At 51.6% G+C, this 14,088-nt stretch carries 16 protein-coding genes; 7 read left to right on the plus strand and 9 right to left on the minus strand.

Features of this window, described 5'->3' with window-relative positions; genetic code table 11:
* Positions 1-58 precede the first annotated feature (58 nt).
* The 3 genes from ldcC (at position 59) to tilS (ending at position 4,024) form a co-directional block, all read left to right on the plus strand.
* Positions 59-2,200 (plus strand): lysine decarboxylase LdcC, encoded by a 2,142-nt coding sequence (ldcC, locus tag ACJHYW_RS17135; protein WP_001020982.1) that lies wholly within the window; start codon positions 59-61, stop codon positions 2,198-2,200.
* Between the two features lie 56 nt (positions 2,201-2,256).
* On the plus strand, positions 2,257-2,646 hold the full coding sequence (locus ACJHYW_RS17140) for a VOC family protein (RefSeq protein ID WP_000901098.1): 390 nt from the start codon (positions 2,257-2,259) through the stop codon (positions 2,644-2,646).
* 64 nt (positions 2,647-2,710) lie between these two features.
* Entirely contained in the window at positions 2,711-4,024 is a 1,314-nt protein-coding gene (gene tilS, locus ACJHYW_RS17145; protein WP_000176520.1) for a tRNA lysidine(34) synthetase TilS, read from the plus strand.
* 33 nt (positions 4,025-4,057) lie between these two features.
* Here the strand turns inward: tilS and rof are convergent, their stop codons facing one another.
* The gene (gene rof / locus ACJHYW_RS17150) at positions 4,058-4,318 is read right to left on the minus strand and encodes a Rho-binding antiterminator (protein WP_000062311.1); all 261 of its coding nucleotides are present in this window, start codon (positions 4,316-4,318) and stop codon (positions 4,058-4,060) included.
* Positions 4,305-4,505 (minus strand): YaeP family protein, encoded by a 201-nt coding sequence (locus ACJHYW_RS17155; RefSeq protein WP_000417058.1) that lies wholly within the window; start codon positions 4,503-4,505, stop codon positions 4,305-4,307. The genes rof and ACJHYW_RS17155 overlap by 14 nt, the downstream gene beginning before the upstream one ends.
* Before the next feature lie 165 nt (positions 4,506-4,670).
* Here ACJHYW_RS17155 and ACJHYW_RS17160 point away from each other — a divergent pair, with 165 nt between their 5' ends.
* From ACJHYW_RS17160 to nlpE, 3 genes are read left to right on the plus strand one after another with little or no spacing between them, the layout of a single operon-like run.
* Entirely contained in the window at positions 4,671-5,216 is a 546-nt protein-coding gene (locus ACJHYW_RS17160) for a YaeQ family protein (protein WP_001185310.1), read from the plus strand.
* Complete coding sequence (gene arfB, locus ACJHYW_RS17165; protein ID WP_000635550.1) at positions 5,213-5,635, plus strand: alternative ribosome rescue aminoacyl-tRNA hydrolase ArfB; 423 nt, start codon at positions 5,213-5,215, stop codon at positions 5,633-5,635. The genes ACJHYW_RS17160 and arfB overlap by 4 nt, the downstream gene beginning before the upstream one ends.
* A 13-nt stretch (positions 5,636-5,648) precedes the next feature.
* Positions 5,649-6,359 (plus strand): envelope stress response activation lipoprotein NlpE, encoded by a 711-nt coding sequence (gene nlpE, locus ACJHYW_RS17170; protein WP_000251765.1) that lies wholly within the window; start codon positions 5,649-5,651, stop codon positions 6,357-6,359.
* 155 nt (positions 6,360-6,514) lie between these two features.
* On the opposite strand, the gene ACJHYW_RS17175 is transcribed toward nlpE, so the two are convergent.
* From ACJHYW_RS17175 to metN, 7 genes are all read right to left on the minus strand, one after another.
* Positions 6,515-7,339, minus strand: coding sequence for a YaeF family permuted papain-like enzyme (locus tag ACJHYW_RS17175; RefSeq protein ID WP_000360455.1), 825 nt, complete (start codon positions 7,337-7,339; stop codon positions 6,515-6,517).
* A gap of 52 nt (positions 7,340-7,391) precedes the next feature.
* Positions 7,392-9,110, minus strand: a complete 1,719-nt coding sequence (gene proS, locus ACJHYW_RS17180) for a proline--tRNA ligase (protein ID WP_001260694.1) — start codon at positions 9,108-9,110, stop codon at positions 7,392-7,394.
* A 110-nt stretch (positions 9,111-9,220) separates the two neighbouring features.
* The gene (gene tsaA, locus ACJHYW_RS17185) at positions 9,221-9,928 is read right to left on the minus strand and encodes a tRNA (N6-threonylcarbamoyladenosine(37)-N6)-methyltransferase TrmO (RefSeq protein ID WP_000094026.1); all 708 of its coding nucleotides are present in this window, start codon (positions 9,926-9,928) and stop codon (positions 9,221-9,223) included.
* The gene (gene rcsF, locus ACJHYW_RS17190; protein WP_001202329.1) at positions 9,925-10,329 is read right to left on the minus strand and encodes an Rcs stress response system protein RcsF; all 405 of its coding nucleotides are present in this window, start codon (positions 10,327-10,329) and stop codon (positions 9,925-9,927) included. The genes tsaA and rcsF overlap by 4 nt, the downstream gene beginning before the upstream one ends.
* A gap of 117 nt (positions 10,330-10,446) precedes the next feature.
* Complete coding sequence (metQ, locus tag ACJHYW_RS17195) at positions 10,447-11,262, minus strand: methionine ABC transporter substrate-binding lipoprotein MetQ (protein ID WP_000874226.1); 816 nt, start codon at positions 11,260-11,262, stop codon at positions 10,447-10,449.
* A gap of 39 nt (positions 11,263-11,301) precedes the next feature.
* The gene (locus ACJHYW_RS17200) at positions 11,302-11,955 is read right to left on the minus strand and encodes a methionine ABC transporter permease MetI (RefSeq protein ID WP_001294600.1); all 654 of its coding nucleotides are present in this window, start codon (positions 11,953-11,955) and stop codon (positions 11,302-11,304) included.
* Positions 11,948-12,979 (minus strand): methionine ABC transporter ATP-binding protein MetN, encoded by a 1,032-nt coding sequence (gene metN / locus ACJHYW_RS17205; RefSeq protein WP_000593991.1) that lies wholly within the window; start codon positions 12,977-12,979, stop codon positions 11,948-11,950. The genes ACJHYW_RS17200 and metN overlap by 8 nt, the downstream gene beginning before the upstream one ends.
* A 187-nt stretch (positions 12,980-13,166) precedes the next feature.
* Between metN and gmhB the strand changes: the two genes are divergently transcribed.
* Positions 13,167-13,739 carry a D-glycero-beta-D-manno-heptose 1,7-bisphosphate 7-phosphatase gene (gene gmhB, locus ACJHYW_RS17210; protein WP_001140174.1) on the plus strand — a complete coding sequence of 191 codons (573 nt, stop codon included), beginning with the start codon at positions 13,167-13,169 and terminating at the stop codon, positions 13,737-13,739.
* Positions 13,740-14,088: the final 349 nt, after the last annotated feature.

Consider the following 14,088-nt stretch of genomic DNA (forward strand, 5'->3'; position numbering starts at 1 on the left):
TTTTATCGCCATGGTTTGAGCAGGCTATGATTAAGGAAGGATTTTCCAGGAGGAACACATGAACATCATTGCCATTATGGGACCGCATGGCGTCTTTTATAAAGATGAGCCCATCAAAGAACTGGAGTCGGCGCTGGTGGCGCAAGGCTTTCAGATTATCTGGCCACAAAACAGCGTTGATTTGCTGAAATTTATCGAACATAACCCTCGAATTTGCGGCGTGATTTTTGACTGGGATGAGTACAGTCTCGATTTATGTAGCGATATCAATCAGCTTAATGAATATCTCCCGCTTTATGCCTTCATCAACACCCACTCGACGATGGATGTCAGCGTGCAGGATATGCGGATGGCGCTCTGGTTTTTTGAATATGCGCTAGGGCAGGCGGAAGATATCGCCATTCGTATGCGTCAGTACACCGACGAATATCTTGATAACATTACACCGCCGTTCACGAAAGCCTTGTTTACCTACGTCAAAGAGCGGAAGTACACCTTTTGTACGCCGGGTCATATGGGCGGCACCGCATATCAAAAAAGCCCGGTTGGCTGTCTGTTTTATGATTTTTTCGGCGGGAATACTCTTAAGGCTGATGTCTCTATTTCGGTCACCGAGCTTGGTTCGTTGCTCGACCACACCGGGCCACACCTGGAAGCGGAAGAGTACATCGCGCGGACGTTTGGCGCGGAACAGAGTTATATCGTTACCAACGGAACATCGACGTCGAACAAAATTGTGGGTATGTACGCCGCGCCATCCGGCAGTACGCTGTTGATCGACCGCAATTGTCATAAATCGCTGGCGCATCTGTTGATGATGAACGATGTAGTGCCAGTTTGGCTGAAACCGACGCGTAATGCGTTGGGGATTCTTGGTGGGATCCCGCGCCGTGAATTTACTCGCGACAGCATCGAAGAGAAAGTCGCTGCTACCACGCAAGCACAATGGCCGGTTCATGCGGTGATTACCAACTCCACCTATGATGGCTTGCTCTACAACACCGACTGGATCAAACAGACGCTGGATGTCCCGTCGATTCACTTCGATTCTGCCTGGGTGCCGTACACCCATTTTCATCCGATCTACCAGGGTAAAAGTGGTATGAGCGGCGAGCGTGTTGCGGGAAAAGTGATCTTCGAAACGCAATCTACCCACAAAATGCTGGCGGCGTTATCGCAGGCTTCGCTGATCCACATTAAAGGCGAGTATGACGAGGAGGCGTTCAACGAAGCCTTTATGATGCATACCACCACCTCGCCCAGTTATCCCATTGTTGCTTCGGTTGAGACGGCGGCGGCGATGCTGCGTGGTAATCCTGGCAAACGGCTGATTAACCGTTCAGTAGAACGAGCTCTGCATTTTCGCAAAGAGGTCCAGCGGCTGCGGGAAGAGTCTGACGGCTGGTTTTTTGATATCTGGCAACCGCCGCAGGTGGATGAAGCCGAATGCTGGCCCGTCGCGCCAGGCGAACGGTGGCACGGCTTTAACGATGCGGATGCCGATCATATGTTTCTCGATCCGGTTAAAGTCACTATTTTGACACCGGGGATGGACGAGCAGGGCAATATGAGCGAGGAGGGGATCCCGGCGGCGCTGGTGGCAAAATTCCTCGACGAACGTGGGATCGTAGTAGAGAAAACCGGCCCGTATAACCTGCTGTTTCTTTTTAGTATTGGCATCGATAAAACCAAGGCAATGGGATTATTGCGTGGGTTGACGGAATTTAAGCGCTCTTACGATCTCAACCTGCGGATCAAAAATATGCTACCCGATCTCTATGCTGAAGATCCCGATTTCTACCGCAATATGCGTATTCAGGATCTGGCGCAAGGGATCCATAAGCTGATTCGTAAACACGATCTTTCCGGTTTGATGTTGCGGGCATTCGATACTTTGCCGGAAATGATCATGACGCCACATCAGGCATGGCAGAGACAGATTAAAGGTGAAGTAGAAACCATTGCGCTGGAACAACTGGTCGGTAGAGTATCGGCAAATATGATCCTGCCTTATCCACCGGGCGTACCGCTGTTGATGCCTGGAGAAATGCTGACCAAAGAGAGCCGCACAGTACTCGATTTTCTGCTAATGCTTTGTTCAGTGGGGCAACATTACCCCGGTTTTGAAACGGATATTCATGGCGCGAAACAGGACGAAGACGGCGTTTACCGCGTACGAGTCCTAAAAATGGCTGGATAACTTGCCAGAGCGGCTTCCAGGCGAGTAACGTGCTGTTAACAAATAAAGGAGACGTTATGCTGGGTTTAAAACAGGTTCACCATATTGCGATTATTGCGACGGATTATGCGGTGAGCAAAGCTTTCTACTGCGATATTCTTGGTTTCACGCTGCAAAGCGAAGTCTATCGCGAAGCGCGCGACTCGTGGAAAGGGGATTTGGCGCTTAATGGGCAATATGTGATTGAGCTTTTCTCATTTCCGTTCCCGCCGGAGCGCCCCAGCCGACCGGAAGCTTGCGGCCTGCGTCATCTGGCTTTTAGCGTTGATGATATCGATGCGGCAGTGGCGCACCTTGAAAGCCATAACGTGAAGTGTGAAGCCATCCGTGTCGATCCCTACACGCAAAAACGCTTCACGTTCTTTAACGATCCGGACGGGCTGCCGTTGGAACTGTATGAGCAGTAAGGCTTGTCATCGCCGCATTTGCCCGGTAACGTGCCCGGCATTGCTACTGTAAAATCGCACCATCATGACACTCACGCTCAATAGACAACTTCTCTCCTCACGCCAGATTCTGGTGGCCTTTAGCGGCGGCCTTGATTCTACTGTCTTACTGCATCAACTGGTGCAGTGGCGGACGGAAAATCCGGGCGTCACTCTGCGCGCTATCCATGTGCATCACGGTTTAAGCGCCAATGCTGATGCATGGGTGAAACATTGTGAAAACATCTGCCAACAGTGGCAGGTGCCGCTGGTGGTCGAACGTGTGCAGCTTGCGCAAGAGGGGCTAGGTATTGAGGCTCAGGCTCGGCAGGCGCGTTATCAGGCATTTGCCCGCACCTTGTTACCCGGCGAAGTGCTGGTTACAGCGCAACATCTTGACGATCAATGTGAAACCTTTCTGCTGGCGCTAAAACGCGGTAGCGGCCCTGCCGGGCTTTCGGCTATGGCGGAAGTTTCGGAGTTTGCCGGAACACGGCTTATCCGCCCGTTGCTTGCCCGCACGCGGGGGGAACTGGAGCAGTGGGCGTTAGCGCATGGTTTACGCTGGATTGAAGACGAAAGTAATCAGGATGACTCATACGATCGTAACTTTCTGCGCCTGCGCGTAGTGCCGTTATTGCAGCAGCGTTGGCCGCATTTTGCCGAAGCAACGGCCCGCAGCGCTGCACTTTGTGCTGAGCAAGAGAGCCTGCTGGATGAACTGCTGGCAGATGATTTAGCACACTGTCAAACGCCGCAGGGGACGCTGCAGATTGCGCCAATGCTGGCGATGAGTGATGCCCGTCGCGCGGCGATTATCCGCCGCTGGCTGGCAGGGCAGAATGCACCGATGCCTTCCCGCGACGCGTTGGTGAGGCTCTGGCAGGAAGTGGCGCTGGCGCGAGAAGATGCTTCCCCCTGTTTACGTTTGGGGGCGTTTGAAATCCGCCGCTATCAATCGCAACTGTGGTGGATTAAATCCGTCACTGGGCAAAGCGAAACCATTGTGCCGTGGCAGACGTGGTTACAACCGCTGGAATTACCGGCGGCGCTGGGAAGTGTACAGCTTACTGCGGGAGGCGATATTCGCCCTCCGCGTGCAGACGAAGCGGTCAGCGTGCGTTTCAAAGCGCCTGGATTGCTGCATATTGTCGGGCGCAATGGTGGGCGTAAGTTAAAGAAAATCTGGCAAGAGTTAGGCGTTCCGCCGTGGCTACGTGACACCACGCCACTGCTGTTTTATGGCGAAACGCTGATTGCGGCGGCAGGGGTATTTGTGACGCAAGAAGGTGTGGCTGAAGGTGAGAATGGCATAAGTTTTGTCTGGCAGAAAACGCTTAGTCAAGTGAAAGCCGGATAAGACGCATCAAACGTCGCATCCGGCGAAAGTCAATCAGGACTCGCTCACCACCACCGTACCGATTTCCGGGTGGCTAAAGCTGGTAATTTTATCCAGACGCAGCTCGCGGGTTGCACCAGCGGCTTCGACGACCAGATATTCCACATTTTTGCGGGAGACTAAATCGCTGGCCTTCGCCTGCAATTTTTCGCCATCTTTCAGCTCCAGCGTCAGCATTAAATGATGCTGGCAGGCGAGCTCAAGATTATCGTAATCATCACAATTGATTGGTTGATACGTATCATTCATTGACATAATCGCTCACCAGTAAGTTTGCCGCAGCGTATGCTGCTTTTTCCCTGACAGCCTCAGAAAGGGCGTCGTCGGCAGCCATTTCATTCAGCACTTTCAAAACGCAGCCCAGCGCGTCCGGAACGTATCCTAAGTCTCCGCTGGCGATTTCCGCGTACCGCTTGCGTATTAACTCACAATATTTTTCCACATGCCCTCCTGTCAGCACTCTGACTTAACCGTGGATGCAAGTCTAAGCCTACGAAGATAAACTCTGTTTCGCAAGGTGACTATACCACACTCATTTCTGCAATATCAGCGCCGCAACTGCACGTATTCCGTTACAATGGCCTCCTGATTCGAAAGGAGTTTTCTTATGGCGCTTAAAGCGACGATTTATAAAGCGACGGTTAATGTGGCCAATCTCGACCGCAACCAGTTTCTCGATGCCTCTCTGACGCTGGCGCGCCATCCTTCAGAAACCCAGGAGCGCATGATGCTGCGCCTGCTGGCGTGGCTGAAATATGCTGATGAACGTCTGCAATTTACCCGAGGTTTGTGTGCCGATGATGAGCCGGAAGCGTGGCTGCGTAACGATCACCTGGGCATTGATTTATGGATTGAACTGGGGCTGCCGGATGAGCGACGGATTAAGAAAGCCTGCACTCAGGCCGCAGAAGTGGCGCTGTTTGCCTATAATAGTCGGGCGGCGCAAATCTGGTGGCAGCAAAATCAGAGCAAATGTGCGCAGTTTGCCAATCTTTCCGTCTGGTATCTGGACGACGAGCAGCTGGCGAAAGTGAGCGCCTTTGCCGATCGTACCATGACGCTGCAGGCAACGATTCAGGATGGCGTGATCTGGTTATCGGATGATAAGAATAATCTGGAAGTGAACTTAACCGCCTGGCAACAACCTTCATGATTGTGATTTCCCGACATGTTGCTATCCCCGATGGTGAGCTTGAGATCACCGCCATTCGTGCGCAGGGCGCGGGCGGGCAGCATGTTAATAAGACCTCAACGGCCATTCATCTGCGTTTTGACATTCGGGCGTCCAGCCTGCCAGAGTATTACAAAGAGCGCCTGCTCGCCGCCAGCCATCATTTAATCAGCAGCGATGGCGTGATTGTCATTAAGGCGCAGGAATACCGTAGTCAGGAGCTCAACCGCGAAGCGGCGCTGGCCCGGTTGGTGGCAGTGATTAAAGAATTAACAACAGAACAAAAAGCCCGACGACCCACGCGGCCCACCCGCGCATCAAAAGAGCGCAGGCTGGCATCGAAGGCACAAAAATCAAGCGTGAAGGCGATGCGCGGCAAAGTGCGCAGCGGTCGGGAGTAAAAAGAAGGAATGGATGGTGAGAAAAGCGATAGTGACAGCGATGGCTGTAATCAGCCTCTTTACTCTGATGGGATGTAACAATCGGGCCGAAGTCGACACGCTTTCTCCGGCGCAGGCTGCCGAACTGAAACCGATGCCGCAAAGTTGGCGCGGCGTGCTGCCGTGTGCCGATTGCGAAGGGATCGAAACCTCTCTGTTCCTCGAAAAAGATGGAACCTGGGTGATGAGCGAGCGCTATCTTGGCGCTCGTGAAGAGCCTTCATCCTTTGCCTCCTACGGTACATGGGCGCGAACTGCCGACAAGCTGGTATTAACCGACAGCAAAGGTGAAAAGTCATATTATCGAGCGAAAGGGGATGCACTGGAGATGCTCGATCGTGAAGGTAATCCCATTGAATCGCAGTTCAACTACACGCTGGAACCGGCAAAATCGAGCATGCCAATGACGCCGATGACCCTGCGTGGCATGTATTTCTATATGGCTGATGCGGCGACCTTTACTGATTGCGCGACCGGAAAACGTTTTATTGTGGCGAATAACGCAGAGCTGGAGCGTGGCTACCTGGCTGCGCGGGGTAACAGTGAAAAACCAGTGTTACTGTCAGTTGAAGGTCACTTTACGCTGGAGGCTAATCCCGATACCGGTGCGCCGACTAAAGTATTAGCGCCCGATACGGCGGGTAAATTTTACCCGAACCATGATTGCAGTAGTTTGGGGCTGTAACCCGTCTTGAGACAGAAACAAATGAAATATTGCCTCATGCGCTGCGCTTATCAGGCCTAAAGCATACAATGCAATATTTTGAATTAGCACGATTTTGTAGGCCGAATAAGGCGTTCACGCCGCATCCGGCATTTTGCGCACGAGGCTGGCTTTTATCACTGAGTCAGTCCAACAAAGCGACTTGCTTTAATATAAATCCCTGGCTTCAGGTGCCCAATATACTGTAACTGCGTTTCTGGTTTAAATGCAGAGACATCACCACTACGCATATGCATCAGATCGGCAGGGCTAATCCAGCCCGATTGCGCCAGCGTAAGCGGATGCCCGGATTTGGCAAATGCATCAGTGACAAATTCCGAACAAAACCACGACTTTTTGTCTCCTTCGCCAACGTTACTTAACTGCGCTTTCGCCAGGCCGCTGACGCACTGTTGGCGAAAATCCTCGGAGAACGGATTCAGTGAGCACATCTGGCGAGTCACCATAAATGGAATAAATTCGACAATGCCGCGATAGTTATAACCGCTATCTTTGATTTTATTGGCGAACGCGGTGATTTCTGTGGCTTGTTGCGGGGTAAGGTCCGGGACTCGTAAGACGAAAAGCTTATCACTATGCTTCATGGCTTTTTTAAGTGAAACAATCTGGACGCCAGCGCCTGTCGCTTCGGCAACGTTATTATCTCCCAAATAGATTGCAACGTGACTCACAGAGGAAGTGCTGAATACGCGGATACCAAATGAGGTTACCCCAAGGCTTGAGGAGAAAAGCAAATCGCCGGGTTTGAGATCTGGTTCTGTTATTTCTTTTATTGATTGTTCGGTGAAAGAGCTTTGATGCTGGAATTTAACAGCCCATGTTTTCGCCTCGGCATTTACCGCTGTGGCTGATGAGTCTGGCTGGCTGATATCAACGGTACAGGCCGAAAGTAAAAGAAAGCAGGGGAGAAGCAGGCGGCAGTACGCCTTTGGTTTATCCATTTTATACAATCCATGTAAAAAAGGGCCCCGAAATTCAGGACCCTTTCTGGCATCAGCCTTTAATCTGTTTCACCAGATAATCGACGATGTCACCAGTCTTAATTAACTGTTTCTCGCCGTTACGACGATATTTATATTCGATATCGTCGTTGTCGAGGTTACGGTCGCCCAGCACGATAGTGTGCGGAATACCGATCAGTTCCATATCAGCAAACATCACGCCCGGACGCTCTTTGCGGTCATCCAGCAGCACTTCGATACCTTGTGCGCGCAGTTCGCTGTACAGTTTCTCAGCAAGTTCCTGTACGCGGAAGGATTTGTGCATGTTCATTGGCAGAATCGCCACCTGGAACGGCGCGATAGCGTCAGGCCATACGATGCCGCGTTCGTCGTAGTTCTGCTCAATCGCCGCTGCTACCACACGCGTTACACCGATACCGTAGCAACCCATCGTCAGGATTTGGTTACGGCCATCTTCACCCTGTACGGAGGCTTTCAGTGCTTCGGAGTACTTGGTACCCAGCTGGAAGATGTGACCGACTTCGATACCACGTTTGATCAGCAGCGTACCCTGACCATCCGGGCTTGGATCGCCAGCCACCACGTTACGGATATCAGCAATTTCCGGGGTAGCGACATCGCGATCCCAGTTGATACCGAAGTAGTGTTTACCATCGATGTTAGCACCAGCAGCGAAATCACTCATCGCCGCAACGGTACGGTCAATCACCACCGGAATCGGCATGTTTACCGGACCCAGTGAACCCGGACCGGCTTTAACCACGGCACGAATTTCTTCTTCGGTCGCAAAAGTCAGCGGGCTGGCAACCTGCGGCAGTTTTTCTGCTTTAACTTCGTTCAGCTCGTGGTCACCGCGCACCAGCAACGCAACCAGCGGGAAGCTACTGCCTTCAACGGCTTTAACCAGCAGAGTCTTAACCGTTTTCTCAATCGGCAGATTGAACTGTTCAACCAGTTCCGCGATGGTTTTCGCGTTCGGCGTATCAACCAGCGTCATTTCCTGGGTAGCAGCAGCGCGCGGTTCTTTCGGCGCGATAGCTTCTGCCAGCTCAATGTTCGCTGCATAGTCAGAGGTGTCGGAGAAGACCACATCGTCTTCACCGCTCTGCGCCAGCACCTGGAATTCGTGAGAGGCGCTACCGCCGATAGAACCGGTGTCGGCCTGTACGGCGCGGAAATCCAGCCCCATGCGGCTGAAGATTTTGCTGTAGGCCGCATACATTGCATCGTAGGTTTCCTGTAAGGATTCCTGAGAAGTATGGAAAGAGTAAGCATCTTTCATCAGGAATTCGCGGGAACGCATGACGCCGAAACGCGGACGCACTTCGTCGCGGAACTTGGTCTGGATCTGATAGAAGTTCAGCGGCAGCTGTTTGTAAGAGCTCAGCTCGTTACGAATCAGGTCGGTAATCACTTCTTCATGAGTTGGGCCAAGTACGAACGGACGGTCACCACGGTCAGCAATACGCAGCAATTCCGGGCCATACTGTTCCCAACGACCACTCTCTTGCCACAGTTCAGATGGCTGAACCACCGGCATTAACACCTCGATCGCACCGGCGTTGTTCATCTCTTCACGCACGATGTTTTCGACTTTTTTCAGAACGCGCACGCCGGTCGGCAGCCAGGTATATAACCCGGAGGCCAGCTTGCGGATCATCCCGGCGCGCAGCATCAGCTGATGGCTGATCACCTCGGCGTCGGCAGGTGTCTCCTTGAGAGTGGAGAGCAGGTATTGGCTAGTACGCATGTTGTTACGGTTCCAGTTGGAAGGTAGAACAGGCTCAAGGCGAGCCTGGGACAAAAAAAGTGATTTAGTTTACCAGTGCAAAAGAAATGTCAAAAGAGAAGGGCGTGAATTTAACGCGGTTCCAGCGCAAAGACTTCAAAACCTGCGTCGGTGACGCGCCAGCGAACGTTAAAATCATGCAGCCAGACGGCATAGGTTTTGCCCGTTTCCTCACCTTTACGATAGGCCGGGCGCGGGTCCTGCGCCAGTACTTCGCGGATAAACAGCGTTAACTGCGGATAACGCTTCTCCAGCGTCAAAAGCTGCTTTTCGACCTCTGCGGTAAAACTCACCGCCATTTCTGCCGCTGGCGCACTTTGCGCATAGCTGGCACTGGCATCGGGAAGCGATTCAGCAAAGGGGAGATACGGTTTGATATCCACTACCGGCGTACCATCGACGAGATCCAGACTGCCGAGCTTCAGAATCACGCTATCTTTATGGCAAACAACCTCTTTCAGCTCTACCAGCGACATACCAATCGGGTTAGGGCGGAAAGTGGAGCGCGTAGCGAAAACACCCATTCTGGTATTACCGCCAAGACGAGGCGGACGCACAGTTGGACGCCAGCCGCCTTCCATCGTTTGATGAAAGACGAAAAGGATCCATAAATGGCTGAACGCTTCCAGGCCGCGAACGGCGTCGGCCTGGTTGTAGGGAGCAATGAGATGCAGTTCGCCGTTGGCGCTTTTTACCAGACCTGGCTGGCGCGGAACGGCGAATTTTTCTTTATAGGGCGAGCGAATAACGCCTATTTGCTCGAACTGGAAACTGCTCATTTCGCCGTGATGTTAAGCGCAGAACCGATACATACAGCCTGACGATAGCAGCCTGGCGTACCGCTGGTGACTTCGCAGCTATGCAGTAATACCGCATTGGCTTTCATTTTCGAGGCGTTGATTTGCATCCGCTTACGTGCGGTTGGAATGCTCGGCGGAGAGTCCTGATTAGAGGCCTGGCAAGAGTCGCCACTGACTTCACCGAGATCGCGGAACGGTTTGCCGACTAATTCTTCTGCATTGGTATAAATTCGGACCGGCGTGGCGCGCGGCGCTTTCGGTTTTGCAGGCTCCGCTTTCGGCTGGGGTGCAGTGCTTTGAACGGGTTCGACAGGGGATCTGCTTAACATGGAACAGCCGCTTAGCATGAGTGCTACTAAACAGATCGGTAAAGCACGCATAGTATTTCCTCAATGTATGATCAAAACGTCAATATTGAATCAGGCGCTTGTAAAAATGACAAGACGGGCAAGCGCCCGTCCTGAATGATATTACAAATTGTGGAAACAGCCTAAATATTACCAGCCTTTAACAGCGCCGCCGTTAAACACTTTGTTTGCTGCTTCGTAAACTTCGTCAGACTGATAAGCCTGGACGAATTTCTTCACGTTTTCGGCGTCTTTGTTGTCTTCACGCGTTACGATTAGGTTTACGTACGGGGACTCTTTATCTTCGACAAAGATACCGTCTTTCGCTGGAGTCAGGCCAATCTGGCTGGCATAGGTGGTATTGATAACTGCCAGAGCGATTTGCGCGTCGTCCAGAGAGCGCGGCAGCTGCGGTGCTTCCAGTTCAACAATTTTCAGATTTTTTGGGTTCTCAACAACATCAAGAACGGTCGGCAGCAGGCCAACGCCATCTTTCAGTTTGATCAAGCCCACTTTTTGCAGCAGCAGCAGTGAACGACCAAGGTTAGTTGGGTCGTTTGGCACGGCAACCTGCGAACCATCCTGCAGTTCATCCAGTGATTTGATTTTCTTGGAGTAACCTGCAATCGGATAAACAAAAGTGTTGCCTACTGCGACCAGTTTGTAGCCACGATCTTTCAGTTGCTGATCAAGGTACGGTTTATGCTGGAAGGCGTTGGCGTCGATATCGCCTTTGCTCAATGCTTCGTTTGGCAGAACATAGTCGTTGAAGGTGACCAGCTCAACGTCCAGGCCATATTTGTCTTTCGCAACTTTCTGCGCGACTTCTGCAACCTGCTGTTCGGCACCAACAATCACGCCGACTTTAATGTGGTTTGGATCTTTTTCATCCTGACCGCAGCCTACCAGTGCCAGTGATCCAATCAGGGCTCCCACTGCCGCAAAGGTTTTGAATTTGAACGCCATACCTTATTCCTTCTTCAATTATTTATGTTGTGTTGAACGTTACTTGCGAGTGACAGCCCGGACGATGCGGTCGCCTGCGAACTGAATTAAATAAACCAGAATGACCAGCAATACCAGTACCGTATTCATCACCGTCGCGTTATAGCCGATGTAGCCATACTGATAGCCAATCTGACCTAAACCACCGGCACCGACTGCACCACCCATCGCGGAATAACCGACCAGGGTAATCAGGGTGATAGTTGCCGCATTCACCAGACCCGGCAACGCTTCCGGTAACAGCACTTTACGAACGATCTGCATTGGCGTGGCACCCATTGCGCGGGAGGCTTCAATTAACCCGGTTGGGATCTCCAGCAGAGCGTTCTCGACCATACGGGCAATAAACGGTGCTGCACCAACGGTTAACGGAACAATCGCTGCCTGCAAACCAATCGATGTACCGACAATAACGCGGGTAAACGGAATCATCCATACCAGCAAGATAATGAACGGGATGGAACGGAAAATGTTCACAATCGCAGAAACGGTACGATACAGCTTCGCGTTAGCAATAATTTGCCCCGGACGCGTGACATAAAGCAGGACGCCAACCGGCAGACCAATCACAAACCCAAAAAATCCGGATACGAAGGTCATTGCCAGCGTTTCCCATACGCCACGAACCAGCAGCCACATCATCGGCTCAGACATAACCCAGTACCTCTACTTTTACATGGTGTTCCTGCAGCCAGGCAATGGCGGCTTGCGTATCTTGTTGTGTGCCGTGCATTTCAGTCAGCATGATGCCGAACTTAACGCCACCGGCGTAATCCATCTGCGCGCTAATAATGTTGTTGTTGACGTTGAAACGACGCGCGGTTTCAGAAAGCAGTGGGGCATCGACCGATTGACCGGTAAACTCCAGACGCAGCATCGGCACGCAGTCAGCGAATGGCTCCGCTTGCAGACGTTCCTGGTAATCTTCCGGGATATCCAGATGCAGGGTCGACTGAATAAACTTCTGCGCCAGCGGCGTTTTCGGATGCGAGAACACTTCACTTACCGTGTCCTGCTCGATCAGTTCGCCATTGCTGATCACCGCCACGCAATCACAAATGCGCTTCACAACGTCCATTTCGTGAGTGATCAACAGAATCGTCAAACCCAGACGGCGGTTGATGTCTTTCAGCAGTTCGAGAATAGAACGTGTCGTTGCCGGGTCCAGCGCGCTGGTGGCTTCATCACACAGCAATACTTTAGGATTGCTGGCTAACGCACGGGCAATCGCCACACGCTGTTTCTGCCCACCAGAAAGGTTCGACGGATAGCTATCATGCTTATCACCAAGACCAACCAATGACAGCAATTCCGTCACGCGACGTTTGATTTCGTCTTTCGGCGTGTTGTCCAGCTCCAGCGGCAGAGCCACGTTGCCAAAAACAGTACGCGAAGAGAGCAGGTTAAAATGCTGGAAAATCATACCAATCTGGCGGCGAGCTTTAGTCAACTCAGATTCTGACAGCGTGGTCAGCTCCTGGCCATCAACCAGCACGCTACCCTCGGTTGGGCGCTCCAGCAGGTTTACACAACGTATAAGTGTACTCTTACCCGCGCCTGAGGCACCGATAACGCCATAAATTTGTCCAGCTGGCACATGCAGGCTGACGTTGTTTAACGCCTGGATGGTGCGGGTGCCCTGGTGGAACACTTTGGTGATATTCGAAAGTTTTATCATTGATTATTTATTATCGTCATTAAGTTAGTCGTGGCATTTCGAATGCCTGAAACGGGCAACGCCGTCAATGAAATGGATGTTAAGGCATCCAGACGTCTAAATCAATCAGGTTTATGCGAAGAGCACTTTCTTGCAGGTCGAAACATGCGATACTAGTGCCACATGCCTTATTAAGGAGCTATAAAAGGTGGCGAAGAGCGTACCCGCAATTTTTCTTGACCGTGATGGCACCATTAATGTCGATCACGGCTATGTCCATGAGATCGACAACTTTGAATTTATCGACGGTGTTATTGACGCCATGCGCGAGCTAAAAAAAATGGGCTTTGCGCTGGTGGTAGTAACCAACCAGTCTGGCATTGCTCGCGGTAAATTTACTGAAGCACAGTTTGAAACGCTGACCGAGTGGATGGACTGGTCGCTGGCGGACCGCGATGTCGATCTGGATGGCATCTATTATTGCCCGCATCATCCGCAGGGTAGTGTTGAAGAGTTTCGCCAGGTCTGCGATTGCCGCAAACCACATCCGGGGATGCTTTTGTCAGCACGTGATTATTTACATATTGATATGGCCGCTTCTTATATGGTGGGCGATAAATTAGAAGATATGCAAGCAGCGGCTGCGGCGAACGTGGGAACAAAAGTACTGGTGCGCACAGGTAAACCTATTACTCCGGAAGCAGAAAATGCAGCGGATTGGGTGTTAAATAGCCTGGCAGACCTGCCACAAGCGATAAAAAAGCAGCAAAAACCGGCGTGATGATTAAAAGGTGAGCGGTTGAAACAAAAATGCATTTTTTCGCTTGTCTTCCTGAACCGACTCCCTATAATGCGCCTCCATCGACACGGCGGATGTGAATCACTTCACACAAACAGCCAGTTCGGTTGAAGAGAAAAATCCTGAAATTCAGGGTTGACTCTGAAAGAGGAAAGCGTAATATACGCCACCTCGCGACAGTGAGCTGAAAGCTGCGTCGCAACTGCTCTTTAACAATTTGTCAGACAATCTGTGTGGGCACTCGAAGATACGGATTCTTAACGTCGCAAGACGAAAAATGAATACCAAGTCTCAAGAGTGAACACGTAATTCATTACGAAGTTTAATTCTT

Source organism: Escherichia sp. WS3063, from assembly GCF_046486595.1.
Lineage (GTDB): Bacteria > Pseudomonadota > Gammaproteobacteria > Enterobacterales > Enterobacteriaceae > Escherichia > Escherichia coli.

What these genes read in the sequence shown, in the direction of transcription:
- tsaA (WP_000094026.1), bottom strand. Translation starts at nt 9,928, where the DNA reads ATGAGCAGTTTCCAGTTCGAGCAAATAGGCGTTATTCGCTCGCCCTAT.
- metQ (WP_000874226.1), bottom strand. Translation starts at nt 11,262, where the DNA reads ATGGCGTTCAAATTCAAAACCTTTGCGGCAGTGGGAGCCCTGATTGGA.
- rcsF (WP_001202329.1), bottom strand. Translation starts at nt 10,329, where the DNA reads ATGCGTGCTTTACCGATCTGTTTAGTAGCACTCATGCTAAGCGGCTGT.
- arfB (WP_000635550.1), top strand. Translation starts at nt 5,213, where the DNA reads ATGATTGTGATTTCCCGACATGTTGCTATCCCCGATGGTGAGCTTGAG.
- rof (WP_000062311.1), bottom strand. Translation starts at nt 4,318, where the DNA reads ATGTCAATGAATGATACGTATCAACCAATCAATTGTGATGATTACGAT.
- metN (WP_000593991.1), bottom strand. Translation starts at nt 12,979, where the DNA reads ATGATAAAACTTTCGAATATCACCAAAGTGTTCCACCAGGGCACCCGC.
- ldcC (WP_001020982.1), top strand. Translation starts at nt 59, where the DNA reads ATGAACATCATTGCCATTATGGGACCGCATGGCGTCTTTTATAAAGAT.
- ACJHYW_RS17200 (WP_001294600.1), bottom strand. Translation starts at nt 11,955, where the DNA reads ATGTCTGAGCCGATGATGTGGCTGCTGGTTCGTGGCGTATGGGAAACG.
- tilS (WP_000176520.1), top strand. Translation starts at nt 2,711, where the DNA reads ATGACACTCACGCTCAATAGACAACTTCTCTCCTCACGCCAGATTCTG.
- ACJHYW_RS17175 (WP_000360455.1), bottom strand. Translation starts at nt 7,339, where the DNA reads ATGGATAAACCAAAGGCGTACTGCCGCCTGCTTCTCCCCTGCTTTCTT.
- nlpE (WP_000251765.1), top strand. Translation starts at nt 5,649, where the DNA reads ATGGTGAGAAAAGCGATAGTGACAGCGATGGCTGTAATCAGCCTCTTT.
- ACJHYW_RS17140 (WP_000901098.1), top strand. Translation starts at nt 2,257, where the DNA reads ATGCTGGGTTTAAAACAGGTTCACCATATTGCGATTATTGCGACGGAT.
- proS (WP_001260694.1), bottom strand. Translation starts at nt 9,110, where the DNA reads ATGCGTACTAGCCAATACCTGCTCTCCACTCTCAAGGAGACACCTGCC.
- ACJHYW_RS17160 (WP_001185310.1), top strand. Translation starts at nt 4,671, where the DNA reads ATGGCGCTTAAAGCGACGATTTATAAAGCGACGGTTAATGTGGCCAAT.